The sequence below is a fragment of the Streptomyces sp. NPDC001480 genome (genome assembly GCF_042894725.1).
GTDB lineage: Bacteria > Actinomycetota > Actinomycetes > Streptomycetales > Streptomycetaceae > Streptomyces.
This window is the reverse complement of the sequence record NZ_JBIAVX010000001.1, coordinates 208283-224469: the sequence shown is the minus strand read 5'-3', so window position 1 is coordinate 224469 and position 16187 is coordinate 208283. Positions and strand designations below refer to the sequence as shown.

The window sequence follows — 16187 nt, the reverse complement described above, 5'->3', positions numbered from 1 at the left end:
CCGCCGGTACCGCCGACCCGGCTGGTCCTACAGGTCCGCCTCGTACAGCGGCAGCTCCGCCCAGATCGTCTTGCCCTCCGCCGTGTGCCGGCTGCCCCAGCGCTGGGTGAGCTGGGCGACCAGCAGCAGCCCGCGGCCGCCCTCGTCGAAGGTCTTGGCGCGGCGCAGGTGCGGGGCGGTGTGGTTGCTGTCGGAGACCTCGCAGATCAGCGTGGCCGCGTCGTGGATCAGCCGCAGCCGGATGGGACGGGCGCCGTACCGGATGGCGTTGGTGACCAGTTCGCTGACCACCAGTTCCGCGGTGAAGGCGATCCCGCTCACCGACCAGCGGTCCAGCTGCTGGACGACCTGCTTGCGGATCGGGGCGACCAGGGCCGGGTCGGCGGGGATGTCCCAGGTCGCCACCTGGGAGGCGGGCAGTCCCTGGGTGCGGGCGAGCAGCAGCGCCACGTCGTCGGCCGAGCCCGCCTCCGGGAGCAGGGCGCCCAGGATCCGGTCGCAGGTCTCCTCCAGCGAGTCCGAATCCGGGTCCGCGCAGCCCGCCAGGGTCTCGGTCAGCAGCCGGTGGCCGGTCTCGCCGTCCCGGTCGCGGGACTCGATCAGGCCGTTGGTGTAGAGGGAGAGCACGCTGCCCTCGGGCAGGTCCAGCTCGGCGGACTCGAAGGGCAGCCCGCCGAGACCGAGCGGTGGCCCGGCGGGCAGGTCGATCTGCCGGGGCGCCTGGCCGGGCGGCAGCAGCACGGGCGCGGGATGCCCGGCGCGGGCCAGCGTGCAGCGGCGGGAGACGGGGTCGTACACGGCGTACAGGCAGGTCGCGCCGACCTCGCCGGTGCCGCTGCCCTCGCCGCCCGACTCCTCCGCCAGCCGGAGCACCAGGTCGTCGAGGTGGGTGAGCAGCTCGTCCGGGGCGAGGTCGATGTCGGCGAGGGTGCGCACCGCGGTGCGCAGCCTGCCCATGGTGGCCGAGGCCTGGATGCCGTGGCCGACGACGTCCCCGACGACCATGGCGACCCGCATCCCGGACAGCGGGATCACGTCGAACCAGTCGCCGCCCACCCCGGCGCGCGCCGCGGGCAGATAGCGGTACGCGGTCCGCAGGGCGGCCGTGCGGGGCAGGGAGCGCGGCAGCAGGCTGCGCTGGAGGGCGAGGGCGGTCTCGCGCTCGCGGGAGTAGCGGCGGGCGTTGTCGACGCAGACGGCCGCGCGGGCCGTGACCTCCTCGGCGAGCAGCACGTCGTCCGCCGTGAACGCCTCGGGCCGGCGGTGCCGGGTGAACACCGCGACCCCCAGGGTGAGGCCGCGGGCCCGGATCGGCACGGACATCGAGGAGTGGATGCCGTACTCCCGCACCCGATCGGCGCGCTCCGGGTGCCAGGTCAGCCACCGCTGAAGTTCGTCGGAGGGCATGGAGACGACGATCGTGCGGCCCGCCACGAGCGAGTCGGCCTGCGGGGACAGGGAGGGGTAGAGCTCGACCTGGCCCGGTTTGATCACCGCCTCGGGGGTGTTCGGCAGCAGGGACCGGTGCGCGATCCGGCGCAGCCGGACCGGCGCGGTGACCAGGGCGGGGAGCTCGCCGCCGAACTCCTGGGGGTCGAGCAGGTCGACGGTGACGAAGTCGGCGAGCGCCGGCACGCACACGTCGGCCAGCTCCTGTGCCGTACGGACGACGTCGAGCGTGCTGCCGATGCGTACGCTCGCCTCGTTGACGAGCTGGAGCCGCTCGCGCGCCAGGTACTGCTCGGAGAAGTCGTGCGCGGCCACGCACACGCCGCGCACCCGGCCGGTGTCGTCGGTGATCGGGGCCATCCTGGCCAGCCAGGCGTATCTGTGGCCGTCACCGCCGATCGGCAGGTACGTCCGCACATCGTCCCCGCGGCCGCTGGTGAGCACGTGGTGCAGATGCCGCTCGATGTCCAGGCTCTGCGGCCGGCCGCTCATCTCGGGCACCCGCAGCCCGCGCACGTTCTCCTCGGGCAGCCCGAGCACGTCGGCCATGGCCTCGTTCATCCGGCGCAGCCGCAGCCGGTCGTCGTAGATGGCGACGGCACAGGGCGACTGGAGGAGTTCGGCCCGCTCCAGCGGGTCGTCGGGGGAGTGGGGGCGGTCATCCCTCAGGGGCGTGACCACGAGCCAGTGGCCCGGGCCGTCCCCCTCCGGGGGCCGGTGGTGGGCGAGCACCCAGACGGACACCGCGGAGCCGTTGCGGTGGCAGAGCGTGAGGGTCCCGGACCAGCGTTCGTCCCGTGGGGTGAAGGACCCGGGTCCGTCCCCGCCGGCCAGCAGCCGCGCGGCGGGACGGCCCACGACGTCCGCGGCTTCCCAGCCCAGCAGGCGACGGGCGCCGCCGTTCCATTCGACAACCGTGCCGGTGTCGTCGACGACGGCCCGCGCCGTCGCGGCGTCGTCGAACGGGTACACCGGCCTCATCGTCGCCACTCCATCGCGCACACTCACAGTGAACAGGTGCGTCACTTGTGCTTCCAGCCTAGTGCGTCCGGCTCCCGTGCGAACGCGGGCCCCGAGGACCGTGCGGCCCCTCCGTCAAGAGCCGTTTTCCGCCGAAGTGACCCCGGTGGCGGGAGTACGGCCCCGCACCCTTGACGGACAGGTGTGGCTCCCCGTCAGAATCTGTTCGTTCGCGATCAGTTGTGAGTACTTCTGGGCCCTGATGAGGGAGAGCCGCCATGACGGTCACGCGCAGATCGGTTCTGGTCGCCGCCACGGCGGCCCCGACGGCCGGTGCGCTCCTCGGCGCACCGGCCGCCCGGGCCGCCGAGGTGTCCGGTGCCGCCGAGACCTTCGGTGCCGCAGGGGGGCGCAGTACCGTCCCCCTGCGTGACGGCTGGCGCTTCGCGCTGGTCGACCCGGGCGGGATCACCGATCCGACCGGCGCGTACGCCAACGCGGCCGATCCCGGGTACGACGACTCGGCCTGGCGCGAGGTCGCGGTGCCCCACGACTGGAGCATCGAGCAGACCCCGACCACCGAGCACGGCACGACCAGCGGCACCGGCTTCTTCCCCGGCGGCCTCGGCTGGTACCGCCTCGCCTTCACCCTGCCGCCGGCCTGTGCGGGCAAGCGGATCTCGGTGGAGTTCGACGGCGTGTACATGGACTCGTACGTGTACTGCAACGGCACCCAGGCCGGCCGTCACCCGTACGGGTACACCGGCTTCGCCCTCGATCTGACCGACCTGGTGCACACCGACGGCGCCACCGAGAACGTCATCGCGGTCAAGGTCCAGAACCAGCTGCCCAGCAGCCGCTGGTACTCGGGCAGCGGCATCTACCGCGAGGCCCGCCTGGTGGTGACCGACCCCGTGCACGTCGCCCGCTGGGGCACGTACGTCACCACCTCGGACATCACCGCCGAACGGGCTGTCGTGCGGGTGCGCACCGACGTGCTGAACGAGACCGGCGCCGGCACGGACGTCCAGGTCGTCTCGACGGTCCTCGACCCCGGCGGACACCAGGTCGCCCGTACGTCCTCCACGGCGGCCGTGTCCGGCACGGCGACCGAGACCCACGAGCTCACCGTCGCCCGGCCCCGCCTGTGGGACTTCGACACCCCGCAGCGCTACACCCTGGTGACCCAACTCCGCGTCGACGGCCGCACCACCGACACCTACCGCACCCCCTTCGGCATCCGTGCCTACCGTTTCGACCCGGACGAGGGCTTCTCCCTCAACGGCACCCACGCCAAGATCAAGGGCGTCGATCTCCACCACGACCAGGGCGCCCTCGGCGCGGCGATCAGCGTCGACGCGGTGCGCCGGCAGATGACCATCATGAAGTCGATGGGCGTCAACGCCTTCCGCACCTCGCACAACCCGCCCTCGCCGCAGATGATCGAGGTCTGCGAGGAACTGGGCATCGTGATGATGGTGGAGGCCTTCGACTGCTGGCGGACCGGCAAGACCAGGTACGACTACGGCCGGTTCTTCGACGAGTGGTGCGAGAAGGACGCCACGGAGATGGTCCTCGCGGCCCGGAACTCGCCCGCCGTGGTGCTGTGGTCGATCGGCAACGAGATCCCCGACTCCACCTCCACCGCGGGTCTCGCCATGGCGGACCGGATCATCGGCGCGATCAAGGCGGCGGACCACACCCGGCCGGTCGTCATCGGCTCGAACAAGTACCACGGCGTGCCCGCAACGGGCTCCGCGGCCGACCTCATGCTCGCCAAGCTGGACGGGCTCGGCCTCAACTACAACACCGCCAAGTCGGTCGACGCCCTGCACGCCAAGTACCCGAAGCTGTTCCTGTTCGAGTCGGAGTCCTCGTCCGAGACCTCGACCCGCGGCAGCTACCAGGAGCCCGAGCACCTCAACACCGGCGAGAACCACACGCCGGGCAGGCGGGAGGTCTCCTCCTACGACAACAACCTCGCCTCCTGGACGATGAGCGGTGAGTACGGCCACAAGAAGGACCGGGACCGCAAGTGGTTCGCCGGGCAGTTCCTGTGGTCGGGCATCGACTACATCGGCGAGCCGACCCCGTACGACGTCTTCCCGGTCAAGGCGTCCTTCTTCGGCGCGGTCGACACCGCGGGCTTCCCCAAGGACATGTACCACCTGTTCCGCAGCCAGTGGGTGAGCGAACCGATGGTGCACCTGCTGCCGATGACCTGGAACCACGAGCCGGGGGACACGGTGGAGGTCTGGGCGTACGCCAACGTCCCGTCCGTCGAGCTGTTCCTCAACGGGAAGTCCCTGGGCGTGCGGGAGTTCGACACCAAGAAGACCACCGACGGCCGCACCTACCTGGAGACCACCGAGGCCACCGGCGACGACAAGACCTTCACCGGTGGCCCCTACCCCGGCAGTTACACCAGCCCCAACGGCAGCGCGGGCAAGCTGCACCTCACCTGGAAGGTGCCGTACGCGCCCGGTGAGCTGAAGGCGGTGGCCCGGCGGGACGGCAAGGCGGTCGCCACCGACGTGCTGCGCACGGCCGGCGCGCCGCACGCGGTCCGGCTGACGGCCGACCGCGGGTCACTCGCCGCCGACGGGCGTTCGCTGGTCTTCGTGACCGCCGACATCGTCGACGCGCACGGGGTGGTCGTGCCCGATGCCGAGCACCTCATCGCCTTCCGGGTGAGGGGCGGTTCGCTCGCCGGACTCGACAACGGCCGTGAGGAGAGCGCCGAGCGCTATCAGTCGAGCACCCGCACCGCCTTCCACGGCAAGGCCCTGGCCATCGTGCGGTCCGGCACCGACGCCGGCACCCTCGAGGTCACCGCACGGGCGGACGGCCTGCGCAAGGGCACGGTGCGAGTGCGCACCACACCCGCCCGCTCGGCGGCAGGCACGCCCGCGCCCGGTTTCCGGCCCGACCACCCGACGCCCCCCGGCTACCCGCTCGCCGACGCCAGTTACTCCGGCCGCCCCGACACCCTCCCCGCCGCGATGCTCGACGGCGACCCGGCCACCGGCTGGTCCAACGCCTTCGCCAAGTCGGCGACCGCCCTGCTGCCCGCGTTCAACGGGGCCCGGGCCGAGGACTGGGTGTCCGTCGACTTCGGCCGCACCCGGACCGTCGACCGGGTCGAGGCCTCCTTCACCGTCGACGCGACGCACACCCTGCCCGCTTCCGTGGACGTCGCCGTGTGGAACGGGACGGCCTACACGCCGGTGACGGGCGCGAGCGTCGACTGGGCGACCGCCTCGGACAGTGCGACGGTGATCACCTTCGACGCGGCCCGTGGCTCGCGCATCCGGCTCAACCTGACCAGCGCCCACCCCGGCGAGACGAAGGGGGCGGTGCGGATCACCCGGCTCGACGTCTAGCCCGTCAAAAGGGTCCGGGCGGGAATTCGTCCCGTCCGGACCGTTGACGGGGTGTCATGTCTCGCACAGCATGGCGGGCGTACTGTATTTGGGAGCGCTCCCATGTCCTGGTGGGGAACCGACATGACACGACGCGGAACCGCCCTGCTCGCCGTGACCGCACTGCTCGCCGCGGCCTTCGCCGCGCTGCCCGCCGCCGAGGCCGGCGCCGACGAGGTCGAACAGGTCAGGAACGGCACCTTCGACACCGGCACCGAGCCGTGGTGGACGACCAGCAACGTCACCGCGGGCCTGTCCGGCGGACAGCTCTGCGCCGACGTGCCCGGCGGCACGGCGAACCGCTGGGACGCCGCCGTCGGGCAGAACGACATCACCCTGGTCAAGGGGGAGTCGTACCGGTTCTCCTTCAAGGCGTCCGGCTCCCCCGAGGGACACGTGGTGCGGGCGATCGTGGGGCTCCAGGTGTCCCCGTACGACACCTGGTACGAGGTGAGCCCGCAACCGACCCCCTCCGGCGACGGCTACTCCTACACCTTCACCTCACCGGTCGACACCGCCCAGGCCCAGGTCGCCTTCCAGGTCGGCGGCGGCGCGGACCCCTGGCGGTTCTGCCTGGACGACGTATCGCTGCTGGGCGGGGTGCCACCGGAGGTGTACGAGCCCGACACCGGGCCGCGCGTCCGCGTCAACCAGGTCGCCTACCTGCCGGACGGGCCGAAGAACGCCACCCTGGTCACCGCCGCCACCACGAAGCTTCCCTGGCGGCTGAGGAACGCCGGCGGCAGGACGGTCGCCCACGGCTGGACCGTGCCGCGCGGCACCGACGTGTCCTCCGCGCAGAACGTCCAGTCGATCGACTTCGGCGCCTACCGGGGCCACGGCAAGGACTTCACACTGGTCGCCGACGGGGAGACCAGCCGCCCCTTCGACATCGGCGCCGGCGCCTATGAGCGACTGCGGCTGGATTCGCTGAAGTACTACTACACCCAGCGCAGCGGCATCGCGATCAGCGACGCGCTCCGCCCCGGTTACGGCAGGCCCGCCGGACACCTGGGCACCGCCCCCAACCAGGGCGACACGAACGTCCCCTGCCGGCCCGGGCTGTGCGACTACACCCTCGACGTCACCGGCGGCTGGTACGACGCGGGCGACCACGGCAAGTACGTCGTCAACGGAGGCATCGCCACCTGGGAGCTCCTGAGCACCTACGAACGCTCCCTGCACGCCCGCACCGGCCGGTCCGGGAAGCTCGGCGACGGCACCCTCGCCCTCCCCGAGAGCGGCAACAAGGTGCCCGACGTCCTGGACGAGGGCCGCTGGGAACTGGAGTTCCTGCTGAAGATGCAGGTGCCGGACGGGCAACCGCTGGCCGGCATGGCGCACAGCAAGGTCCACGACGCGCAGTGGACCGGCCTGCCGCTGCTGCCCAGCGACGACCCCCAGAAGCGCGAGCTGCACGCCCCCACCACCCAGGCGACCCTCAACCTGGCGGCGACGGCCGCCCAGGCCGCCCGCCTGTACCGCCCCTACGACCGCGCCTTCGCCTCCCGTGCCCTGACGGCCGCCCGCAAGGCCTGGGCGGCGGCCCTCGCACACCCCGAGGTCTACCCCGACCCGGACGACGGCACCGGCGGCGGCGCCTACCCCGACACCGACGCCACCGACGAGTTCTACTGGGCGGCGGCGGAGCTGTACCTCACCACGGGCGAGAAGCAGTTCGCGGACCACGTCCTCGGCTCCCCGCTGCACACCGCCGACATCTTCGCCAGCCTCGGCTTCGACTGGGGCCGCACGGCCGCGGCCGGCCGTCTGGACCTGGCGACCGTGCCGAGCGGGCTCCCCGGCCGCGACAAGGTGCTCCGGTCGGTCACCAAGGCCGCCGACACCTACCTGGCGACCCTGAAGTCAGAGCCGTACGGCATGCCGTACGCCCCCGACGGCAACCGCTACGACTGGGGCTCCAACGCCCAGATCCTCAACAACGCGCACGTCGTCGCGACCGCCTACGACCTCACCGGCGCCGCGAAGTACCGCGACGGCGCGGTCCAGAGCATGGACTACCTCCTCGGCCGCAACGCGCTCAACGTCTCCTACGTCACCGGCTACGGCGAGGTCAGCGCCCACAACGAGCACAGCCGCTGGTACGCCCACGAACTCGACCCCGCCCTCCCGAACCCGCCCAGCGGCACCCTCGCCGGAGGCGCCAACTCGGGCATCCAGGACCCGTACGCACAGAGTAAACTCCGCGGCTGCGTCGGCCAGTTCTGCTACATCGACGACATCCAGTCGTGGTCGACCAACGAGACCGCCATCAACTGGAACGCGGCCCTGGCGTGGATGGCGTCGTTCGTCGCGGACCAGGGGTGAGCCCGGGATCAGGCCGCGTCGTGGAAGACCAGCCCCAGCGTGCGGCGGTGGCCGGAGCGGACGGTGCTCACGCCGTGCCGCATCGCTCCGGCCGACCAGCCGCGCCGGGTGCGGACCGGATGGTCGCGGGTGGTGAACACCAGGCCGTGGCCCTGGCGCAGGACGGTCGCGGAGCCCCGGGACTGGGCACGGGGCCGCTGTTCGACCATCAGGAACTCGCCGCCGGTGTAGTCGCTGCCGTACTCGTCGAGGGCGACGACGACCTGGAGCGGGAAGACCAGTTCGCCGAACACGTCGCGGTGCAGGGCGTTCCAGTCGCCGGGGCCGTAGCGCAGCAGGATCTGCGCCGAGCGGTCCTGTCCGGCGGCATGGCAGCGGGCCAGCCATGCGTCCAGGTCGTCGGGCCAGGGCGCCGGCCGGTCCAGCCGGGCCGCCCAGTCACGGGCGACCGGCAGCAGCCGCGGGTAGAGGGCGGCGCGCAGAGCGGCCACCGGGGCGGGCAGGTCGTGGGTGAAGTAGCGGTACTCGCCGGAGCCGAACCGGTGCCGGGCCAGGTCGACGGTGGTGCGGAACAGCTCCGGTTCGTCGTACAGGGCGGCCAGGTCACGGCACTCGGCGGGCGTCAGCAGCGGGGCCGTGGGCGCGCTGCCGTGCGCGTCCAGTTCATCGGCGAGTGCCGCCCAGTCGGTGGCGGCCACGCGACGGCGGGCCCCGTCGGGGGTGAGGGTCATGGTGGCTCCCTTCATGGCGGCTCCTGCCGCGGCGGACTCGTATGCGCCGGGAGTACCGAGTCTGCCGCCGCGGCGGACGCCGGACCGGCGGGATCCGGACCTGGAGTCCTGATTCCGGAGGTACCGTTGGGCATACCATCTGACCTGCGTCTATTTACGCGCAAGTACCCTCGCGCTACCGTTGGGGCATGCCAGCTCTCAACGTGGAGTTCAGTGAGCGCGAGCTAGAGGACCTGCGGCGGATCGCCAAGGAGCGGGGTACGTCGATGAAGGCCCTGGTGCGCGAGGCGGCCGCGGCCGACATCGCCCGGCACCGCGCGCTTCAGGAGGGCGCGGAGACGTTCCGCCGCTTCTTCGCCACGCACGCCGACGAGTTCGCGGCCGCGTTCCCGGACGATGAGCCCCCCGGCAGGGGCGAGGCCGCCTGACCCATGGCACCCGTCCTCCATATCGACGTCCCGTGGCTGCTCCAGCGTCATGAGGAAGTGCTGCCGGAACAGCCGGCCATCGACGACTTCTCGGCCCTGGTCGCCGCCGTCGCCCGGCACCGGGTCGACCCGCCGCGCCTCGGCGTGGACTCCGACCCGGCCTGGCGGGCCGCTGCCCTGCTGCACACCCTCGCCCTGCTCAAGCCGCTGCCGTCGGCCAACGCGCGGTTCGCCTGTGCGACGGCGGTGGCGTACATGTTCGTCAGCGGGGCCGGCATCGACCCGCCCTACGGCGCGCTCGTCGATCTCGCCCGGGACCTGATGACCGGCAAGGCCGATGTCTACGGCGCGGCCGACCGGCTGCGTTCCTGGCAGATCTGACCGCGGGACCCGGCCAGGGGACCGGACCTCGGCATCCACCACGGCACCCGCCCCCGTCGGCGGGGGAAGCCGTCCCGGGCCGGTGCGGGCCGGCCCGGGGCCGCCGGCCGAGGGCGGGAGGAGCGGGGCCGGCGGCCGGTGCCGCGCAGCAGAGCCGCCGTCCTGCGCGGGGCCTTGCGAGAAGGGCCGATACCCAGTGCACTACCCGGCGGCGGACGCCGGGAGCGTGCGCGGCGGGCCGGCGCGTGCGCGTATTTCACACGGGGCGCATGGAAAGGTGAAAGCACGCCTATAGCCTGACTTTCTGTCAAAACTATCGATGCCGCCGAACTCCTTGTTGGCCTTTGGGGACTTGTGCAAGGGTGAACCACTCGAGCGCACACGCACCAAAGGAATCACTCCGTGCCCACCCCCCACCCCCCACGTCCTCCCTATCCGCCGCCCGGAGGGGCCTTCGGAGAGTCCGACGAGTCACTCGCGGGCCGGCTGCGCGGGCGGTCGGAGGGAGAGACCGCCTCGTCCGTCGCCCTGCTGATGGCACGGCACTGGCAACCGGCCCACGACTACGCGGCCATCTGCCTCGACGCCGAGGACACCGTCGTCCACATGGCCACCGCCACCGCCTTCCACCGGGTCCTGGACCGGCTGGCGGCGGGCGAGCCGGCCGCCGCCCTCAGGCCCCGGCTGCTGGTGGCGGTGCGCGACACGCTCGCCCACTGGTCGGCCGACGACGGCCTGCCCGAGGTGCTGCCGGACCTGGCGAGACCGGCCGGGGGCCGCGGCATGCGCGCGGCGAAGTCCATGATCTCCGACAACCGTGTCCTCGCCGAGCGGTCCTTCCAGGGCCTCGCGCCGCTCGCCCGGTGCGTGCTGTGGCACACCGAGGTCGAGGCGGAACCGCTCACCGTCCCGGCCGGTCTGCTCGGCGTGGACGCCGACACCGCGGCCGCCGCCCTCGAACAGGCCCGGGAAGCCTTCCGCCAGGGCTGCGTCCGCGCCCACCGGGAACTGGCGCCCACCAAGGACTGCCGCTTCTACAACCGTCTCCTCGACGTGCCGATCCGGCGCGGCGGCGCCCTGCTGCCCGATGTGCAGCAGCACCTGGCCGAATGCCGCTACTGCCGGCACGCCGCCGAGCAGCTCAGCCACATCGAGGCCGGCACCGGCCTGCTGCTCGCCGAAGCGGTGCTCGGCTGGGGCGCCCGGCGCTACCTCGACTCCCGCCCGGGCCGGGCCGGTTCGGCCGCACCGCGCGGCCGGGGCACCTCCCGGCGCACCGGCGGACGGCCCGGCGGGGAAGGACGGCACCGGGTGCTGGGGCGGATGTCCCTCCCGGCGCGCCGCGCCTCCTCGGCGGCCCGGTCACCGAAGGCACTGCTCACCGGCGTCGGCCTGGCCTCGGCCGGACTGCTCGCGACGGTCCTCGCGATCAGCCTGCTGCCGGGCGGCGGGGACGGCACCGACCCGGTCGCCTCGACGGGCGCCTCCGGTGCCCGGGACACCGTGCCCGGCACCGGCTCCCGGGCCACGCCCGGCACTTCCGCCTCCCCGCCCGGTACGGCGGAACTGCCGGGCGCGGCCCGGCGGACGCGGCTGCGCAACGCCGCCGCCGGGCTCTGCCTGGACACCGACGGCAGGCCCGAAGCGGGCGGGAGCGTGCTGCTGGCGGCGTGTTCGTCGGCGGCCACCCAGCAGTGGACGTTCGAGTCCGACGGCCTGCTGCGCAGCGCCGCCGACCCCGACCTGTGCCTCGACTCGCACGCGGACGCGGGTGTGGCCGTCCTCGGCACCTGCGCGGACGAGAAGGCGGGCCGGGGCGACGACGTGCGCTACGACCTCACCGTGCGGGGCGAGTTGCTGCCCCGCTGGGACGAGACCCTCGCCCTCGCCGGCGCGGGCGAGGACGCCGGCGCCGACATCGTCGTCAAGGTCCGCGACAGCTCCGGCGGACAGCGCTGGCTGACCGACCCGCCGTCGGCGAGCCCCGGCTCCCTGTCGGTCACCGGGACCCAGGGGTCGTCGGCCCAGCCGGCGAACCTGCCGGACGGCGGTGCGCAGGGCTGACGGCAGGGTTCACGCCGGTTCCTCGAGGTCGTCGGCGCCGACGCCGGCCGGGCCGGCGTGCCCGGACAGGGCGAGGGTGAGGTCGAACTCGGCGAGCAGGCAGCGGATCACGTGCTCCACGCCCGCCTGCCCGTCGAGGCCGAGCCCGTACACGTACGGCCGCCCCAGCAGGACCGCCCGCGCGCCCAGGGCGAGGGCCTTGAAGACGTCGTCGCCGGTGCGCACGCCGCTGTCGAACAGCACCGTCAGCCGGTCGCCGACCGCCGCCGCGACCCGGGGCAGCGCGTCGGCCGCCGCGACGGCACCGGCCACCTGCCGCCCGCCGTGGTTGGACACCACGACCCCGTCCACCCCGGCATCGGCGGCCAGCCGGGCGTCGTCCGGATGCAGGACGCCCTTGAGGACGATCGGCCCGTCCCAGTGCTCCCGCAGGAACGCCAGGTCCGGCCAGGTGTGGCCGGCGTCCCCGAACAGGCCCAGGAAGTGCAGGACCGCCGCTTTCGGGTCCTCGTGCACCGGCTTGGCGAGCCCCGCCCGAAAGGCCGGGTCGGAGAAGTAGTTGGCGGTGCCCACCCCGTGCACGAAGGGCAGGTACGCCTGGTCCAGGTCCCGTGGCCGCCAGCCCACCAGCGGTGTGTCCAGGGTGACGACCAGTACCGTGAACCCAGCGGCCCGGGCCCGGCCGAGGAAGCTCCTCGTCACTTCCGGGTCCTTGCCCCAGTACAGCTGGAACCAGCGCTCGCCGTTCCCCATCGCCTCGGCCACCTGCTCCATGGGCGTACTGGACGCCGAGGACAGGATGTACGGCACGCCCTGCGCGGCGGCGGCCCGGGCGGCGGCCGTCTCCGCGTCCGGATGCATGATCGACAGCACGCCGACGGGGGCCAGCGCCAGCGGGGCGGGCAGGGCGCGGCCGAGCACCTCGACCGACAGGTCCCGCTCCCGCACGTCCCGCAGGACACGCGGGACGATCCGCCGCCGCTCCAGGGCGGCCCGGTTGGCCCGCGCCGTGCTGCCGTCTCCCGCGCTGCCCGCCACGTAGCCGACCGGACCGGGGCCCAGCCGGTGCTCCGCGAGCTCCTCCAGCCGGGTCAGATCGGTGGGCAGGCGCGGCACGGCACCCGTCATCCCGTTCAGGTAGATCTCGGACTGGAAGTCCGCCCAGTGCTTCGCCATCCGTACGTCCCGCCTCTCGTCGCCGGTCGTGCGCCGAGACGACGATACCGGCGGGTAGGCACGGCGGCCGGTATCAGGCGTCGCCGGCCGAATCCCGCAGGATCCCGGCCAGTTCGCGCGGCCGGGAGAACATCGGCCAGTGGCCGGTGCGGAGCTCGGCCAGGTCCCAGTGCCCGCTCCTGACCAGCTCGGCCACCGCGGGCAGCGGCGCGCGCCCGTCGAGGGTGCACTTGACGTACGTCGCCGGCAGTTCGCCCAACGGGCGCTTGAGGACGGCCGCTTCGGTCAGCGTGGCGCCCGGGTGCGGGGTGCCCTCGGTGATCAGGCGATGGATCTGCTCGTCTGTCAGGTCCTGGCCCGCGTAGGCGGCCGGGGGGAGGGGCGGCCAGACGCCGTCGTGCGCATCGAGGGCCTGCCATATGTGGTCACTGGGGAAGCCGTCGAGGAACGAGACCCCGTCGGCCGGCACGTTGGAGTCCACGAACACCACGCGCCGCAGCCGCTCGCCGATCCGCTCGGCGGCCTGCCCGACGGGTACGCCCGAGTAGCTGTGCCCGACCAGGACGACGTCCCGCAGGTCCAGCCGCTCGATCTCGTCGACGATGTCCTGGACGTGGATCTGCTGCCCGGTGGGCAGGTCCTTCTTCTCGGCCAGTCCTGACAGGGTGAGGGCGTGCACCTCGTGGCCGGCGGCGCGCAGGTCGGCCGCCACCTCGTCCCACGCCCACGCCCCGAGCCAGGCCCCCGCCACCAGTACGAAGTTGGTCATGGGGGGCACCGTACCGGAGGAAATCGTCAACTTCGCTTCAAATGAGCGGAGTTGACGATTCCGTTCGATCCGGCCGGGTCCGCCCGGGTCCTGCCGTCAGCCGGTTCGGGCGACCGCCCGTACCGGAGCGCCGTCGGCCCCGGGCAGCCGCAGGGGGAAGAGGAACACCTCGACCGCCTCCGCGCCCACCAGCCGGTCCAGCCCGGTGAGGTTCTCGGCGACCACCCCGCCCGCCCCGCACAGCACCCGGTGGGCCGGCAGGCCGGAGCCGGCGTGCGGATCGCCCGGCCAGGGAGTGGGATCCACGCTGAGCGCGTCCACGGCCACGGTGCGGGCCCCGCCCGCCACGACGGCTTCGGCGGCCTCGAGGGTCAGGTAGGGGTGGGCGAGGTACGCGTCCGTGCCCCAGTACGCCGACCAGCCCGTGACGAGCAGCAGCAGCGCTCCGGGTGCCGACGCGAGGGCGTCGAGCGCGGGTGCGAGCAGGGCCGGCGTGACCGGCGACCGGGCGGGCAGCCCACGGACGTCGGCCACGACCGCGGGCCCGGCGAACCGGTCCAGCGGCAGCTCGTCCAGGCGGGGCCAGGCGTCGTCCACGTGGTAGGGCGCGTCGACGTGGGTGCCGGACTGCGAACCCAGGTGCAGGCCCAGTACGTTGACGCCGTCGGCCGGGGCCCGCAGGGCGGGGGAGACCGTGACCTCGGGGTCACCGGGATACACGGGCATCCCGGTGACCACGGGCACCGACAGATCGAGCCAGCCGGTCATCGGCCGCCCTCGGCCGCGACCGCCGCCGGCACGTCGTCCGCCGGAGCGCCGGGACCGGTGATCGGCGGCACCGGTGCCTCGACGGTACGGGCCAGGCGCGCGCCCTGCGGCCCGTACGCCGCCCTGGGCTCGGGGAACAGCCGCAGCAGCGCGAGGAACAGCACGGCGGCCACCGCGAGCGAGAGCGGCAGGCTGATGTCGACGCCGTTCGCCAGGTCACCGAACGGACCGACGAACTGGCCCGGGATGTCGGTGAACAGCACGCCGACCACCGCCGCCACCCACCAGGCGGTCATGCCCCGCCAGTTCCAGCCGTGCGCGAACCAGTAACGGCCGCCGCGCTGACGGCGGTTGAAGACCTGGAGGGCGTCGGGGTCGTACCAGCCGCGGCGGGTGTGGAAGCCCAGCATCATCACGACCATCCACGGCGTGGTGCACGTGATGATCATCGTGGCGAAGGTCGAGATGGACTGCACGAGGTCCAGGCCGAACCGGCCGACGAAGATGAACGCGATGGACAGCACGCCGACCAGCAGGGTGGCCCGCACCCGCGACAGTCTGGGGAACACGGAGGAGAAGTCCAGTCCGGTGCCGTACAGCGAGGTGGTGCCCGTCGACATGCCGCCGATCAGGGCGAGCAGACACACCGGCAGGAAGAACCAGCTCGGCGAGATCGCCAGCAGCCCGCCCACGTAGTCGGGCGCGGCCGGGTCGACGTACTTCGGTGCCTTCGTCGCGATGATGCTCGCGGTCCCCAGACCGAAGACGAACGGCAGCAGGGTCGCGATCTGCGAGAGGAACGCCGCGCCCACGACCCTGCGGCGCGGGGTGTCCGCCGGGATGTAGCGCGACCAGTCACCGAGGAACGCGCCGAAGGACACCGGGTTGGACAGCACGATCAGCGCCGCGCCGATGAACGACGGCCAGAACAGCGCCTGCGTCGAGGCGTCCGCCGAGGCCGTGAAGACACCGGCGTACGACGGGTCGAAGTCACCGGCGAAGGCGACCGCGCCGAGCAGGAACAGGACCGTCGCCGAGGTGACCGCGATCTTGTTGACGAACAGCATGAACCGGAAACCGTATACGCACACGGCGAGAACCAGCCCCGCGAACAGCGCGTAGGCGACGACGTACGACAGCGTGCCGCGCTCCAGGCCGAACAGCCGGTGCGCGCCGCCGACCAGGGCGTCGCCGGAGCTCCACACCGAGATGGAGAAGAACGCGACGGCGGTCAGCAGCGACAGGAACGAGCCGACCACCCGGCCGTGCACGCCCAGGTGCGCGGATGACGACACCGCGTTGTTGGTGCCGTTGGCCGGGCCGAACACGGCCATCGGGCACAGGATCAGCGCGCCCGCGACGACCCCGAGCAGGGTGGCCGCGAGCCCCTGCCAGAAGGAGAGGCCGAACAGGATCGGGAACGCGCCGAGAACGCAGGTGGAGAAGGTGTTGGCGCCGCCGAAGGCGACCCGGAACAGGTCGAGCGGGGTGGCGCTGCGGTCCGCGTCGGGGATGCGTTCGACGCCGTAGGGCTCGACCTCCGTGAGGGACGGGGGCTCGGCGGTGGGGGAGGGCTCGGGCAGGGAGGACAAGGAGGCTCCAGCGGGGGACGGCGGTGGAGCGCGCAGTGGCGCGGCGGCGGTCCGGACGGGCCGTTCGCTGTCGCCGGGGTGTGCGGGGAACGGATGCCGTCCGCTAGGGGTGTGCCGAC

The 16187-nt window shown here is 73.0% G+C and carries 11 protein-coding genes; 5 read left to right on the top strand and 6 right to left on the bottom strand.

The features are described from left to right. Window positions 1-27: 27 nt before the first annotated feature. Window positions 28-2430, bottom strand: a complete 2403-nt coding sequence (locus ACFY01_RS00990; RefSeq protein ID WP_390733487.1) for a SpoIIE family protein phosphatase — start codon at window positions 2428-2430, stop codon at window positions 28-30. A 257-nt stretch (window positions 2431-2687) separates the two neighbouring features. Here ACFY01_RS00990 and ACFY01_RS00985 point away from each other — a divergent pair, with 257 nt between their 5' ends. Together ACFY01_RS00985 and ACFY01_RS00980 are read left to right on the top strand one after the other, a co-directional pair. Beyond that, a complete protein-coding gene (locus tag ACFY01_RS00985) occupies window positions 2688-5792 on the top strand; it encodes a glycoside hydrolase family 2 TIM barrel-domain containing protein (RefSeq protein WP_390733486.1) in 3105 nt (1034 codons plus the stop codon). Between the two features lie 123 nt (window positions 5793-5915). Then, window positions 5916-8159 (top strand): glycoside hydrolase family 9 protein, encoded by a 2244-nt coding sequence (locus ACFY01_RS00980; RefSeq protein ID WP_390733485.1) that lies wholly within the window; start codon window positions 5916-5918, stop codon window positions 8157-8159. An 8-nt stretch (window positions 8160-8167) separates the two neighbouring features. On the opposite strand, the gene ACFY01_RS00975 is transcribed toward ACFY01_RS00980, so the two are convergent. Then, window positions 8168-8890, bottom strand: a complete 723-nt coding sequence (locus tag ACFY01_RS00975) for a 2OG-Fe(II) oxygenase (RefSeq protein WP_390734016.1) — start codon at window positions 8888-8890, stop codon at window positions 8168-8170. A gap of 188 nt (window positions 8891-9078) precedes the next feature. Between ACFY01_RS00975 and ACFY01_RS00970 the strand changes: the two genes are divergently transcribed. The 3 genes from ACFY01_RS00970 to ACFY01_RS00960 all read left to right on the top strand — a co-directional run bounded on the left by ACFY01_RS00970 (window position 9079) and on the right by ACFY01_RS00960 (window position 11763). Next, on the top strand, window positions 9079-9318 hold the full coding sequence (locus tag ACFY01_RS00970; protein ID WP_361445826.1) for a hypothetical protein: 240 nt from the start codon (window positions 9079-9081) through the stop codon (window positions 9316-9318). A gap of 3 nt (window positions 9319-9321) precedes the next feature. Then, window positions 9322-9699 carry a toxin Doc gene (locus ACFY01_RS00965; protein ID WP_390733484.1) on the top strand — a complete coding sequence of 126 codons (378 nt, stop codon included), beginning with the start codon at window positions 9322-9324 and terminating at the stop codon, window positions 9697-9699. Between the two features lie 402 nt (window positions 9700-10101). Then, the gene (locus ACFY01_RS00960; RefSeq protein ID WP_390733483.1) at window positions 10102-11763 is read left to right on the top strand and encodes an RICIN domain-containing protein; all 1662 of its coding nucleotides are present in this window, start codon (window positions 10102-10104) and stop codon (window positions 11761-11763) included. A 9-nt stretch (window positions 11764-11772) separates the two neighbouring features. Here the strand turns inward: ACFY01_RS00960 and ACFY01_RS00955 are convergent, their stop codons facing one another. The 4 genes from ACFY01_RS00955 to ACFY01_RS00940 form a co-directional block, all read right to left on the bottom strand. Then, window positions 11773-12939: a lactate 2-monooxygenase gene (locus ACFY01_RS00955; RefSeq protein ID WP_390733482.1), complete on the bottom strand. Its 1167-nt coding sequence runs from the start codon at window positions 12937-12939 to the stop codon at window positions 11773-11775. 73 nt (window positions 12940-13012) lie between these two features. Beyond that, the gene (locus ACFY01_RS00950; protein ID WP_390733481.1) at window positions 13013-13708 is read right to left on the bottom strand and encodes an alpha/beta fold hydrolase; all 696 of its coding nucleotides are present in this window, start codon (window positions 13706-13708) and stop codon (window positions 13013-13015) included. Between the two features lie 96 nt (window positions 13709-13804). Further along, complete coding sequence (locus tag ACFY01_RS00945; RefSeq protein WP_390733480.1) at window positions 13805-14476, bottom strand: cyclase family protein; 672 nt, start codon at window positions 14474-14476, stop codon at window positions 13805-13807. Next, window positions 14473-16068 (bottom strand): purine-cytosine permease family protein, encoded by a 1596-nt coding sequence (locus ACFY01_RS00940; RefSeq protein ID WP_390733479.1) that lies wholly within the window; start codon window positions 16066-16068, stop codon window positions 14473-14475. The genes ACFY01_RS00945 and ACFY01_RS00940 overlap by 4 nt, the downstream gene beginning before the upstream one ends. Between the last annotated feature and the right edge of the window lie 119 nt (window positions 16069-16187).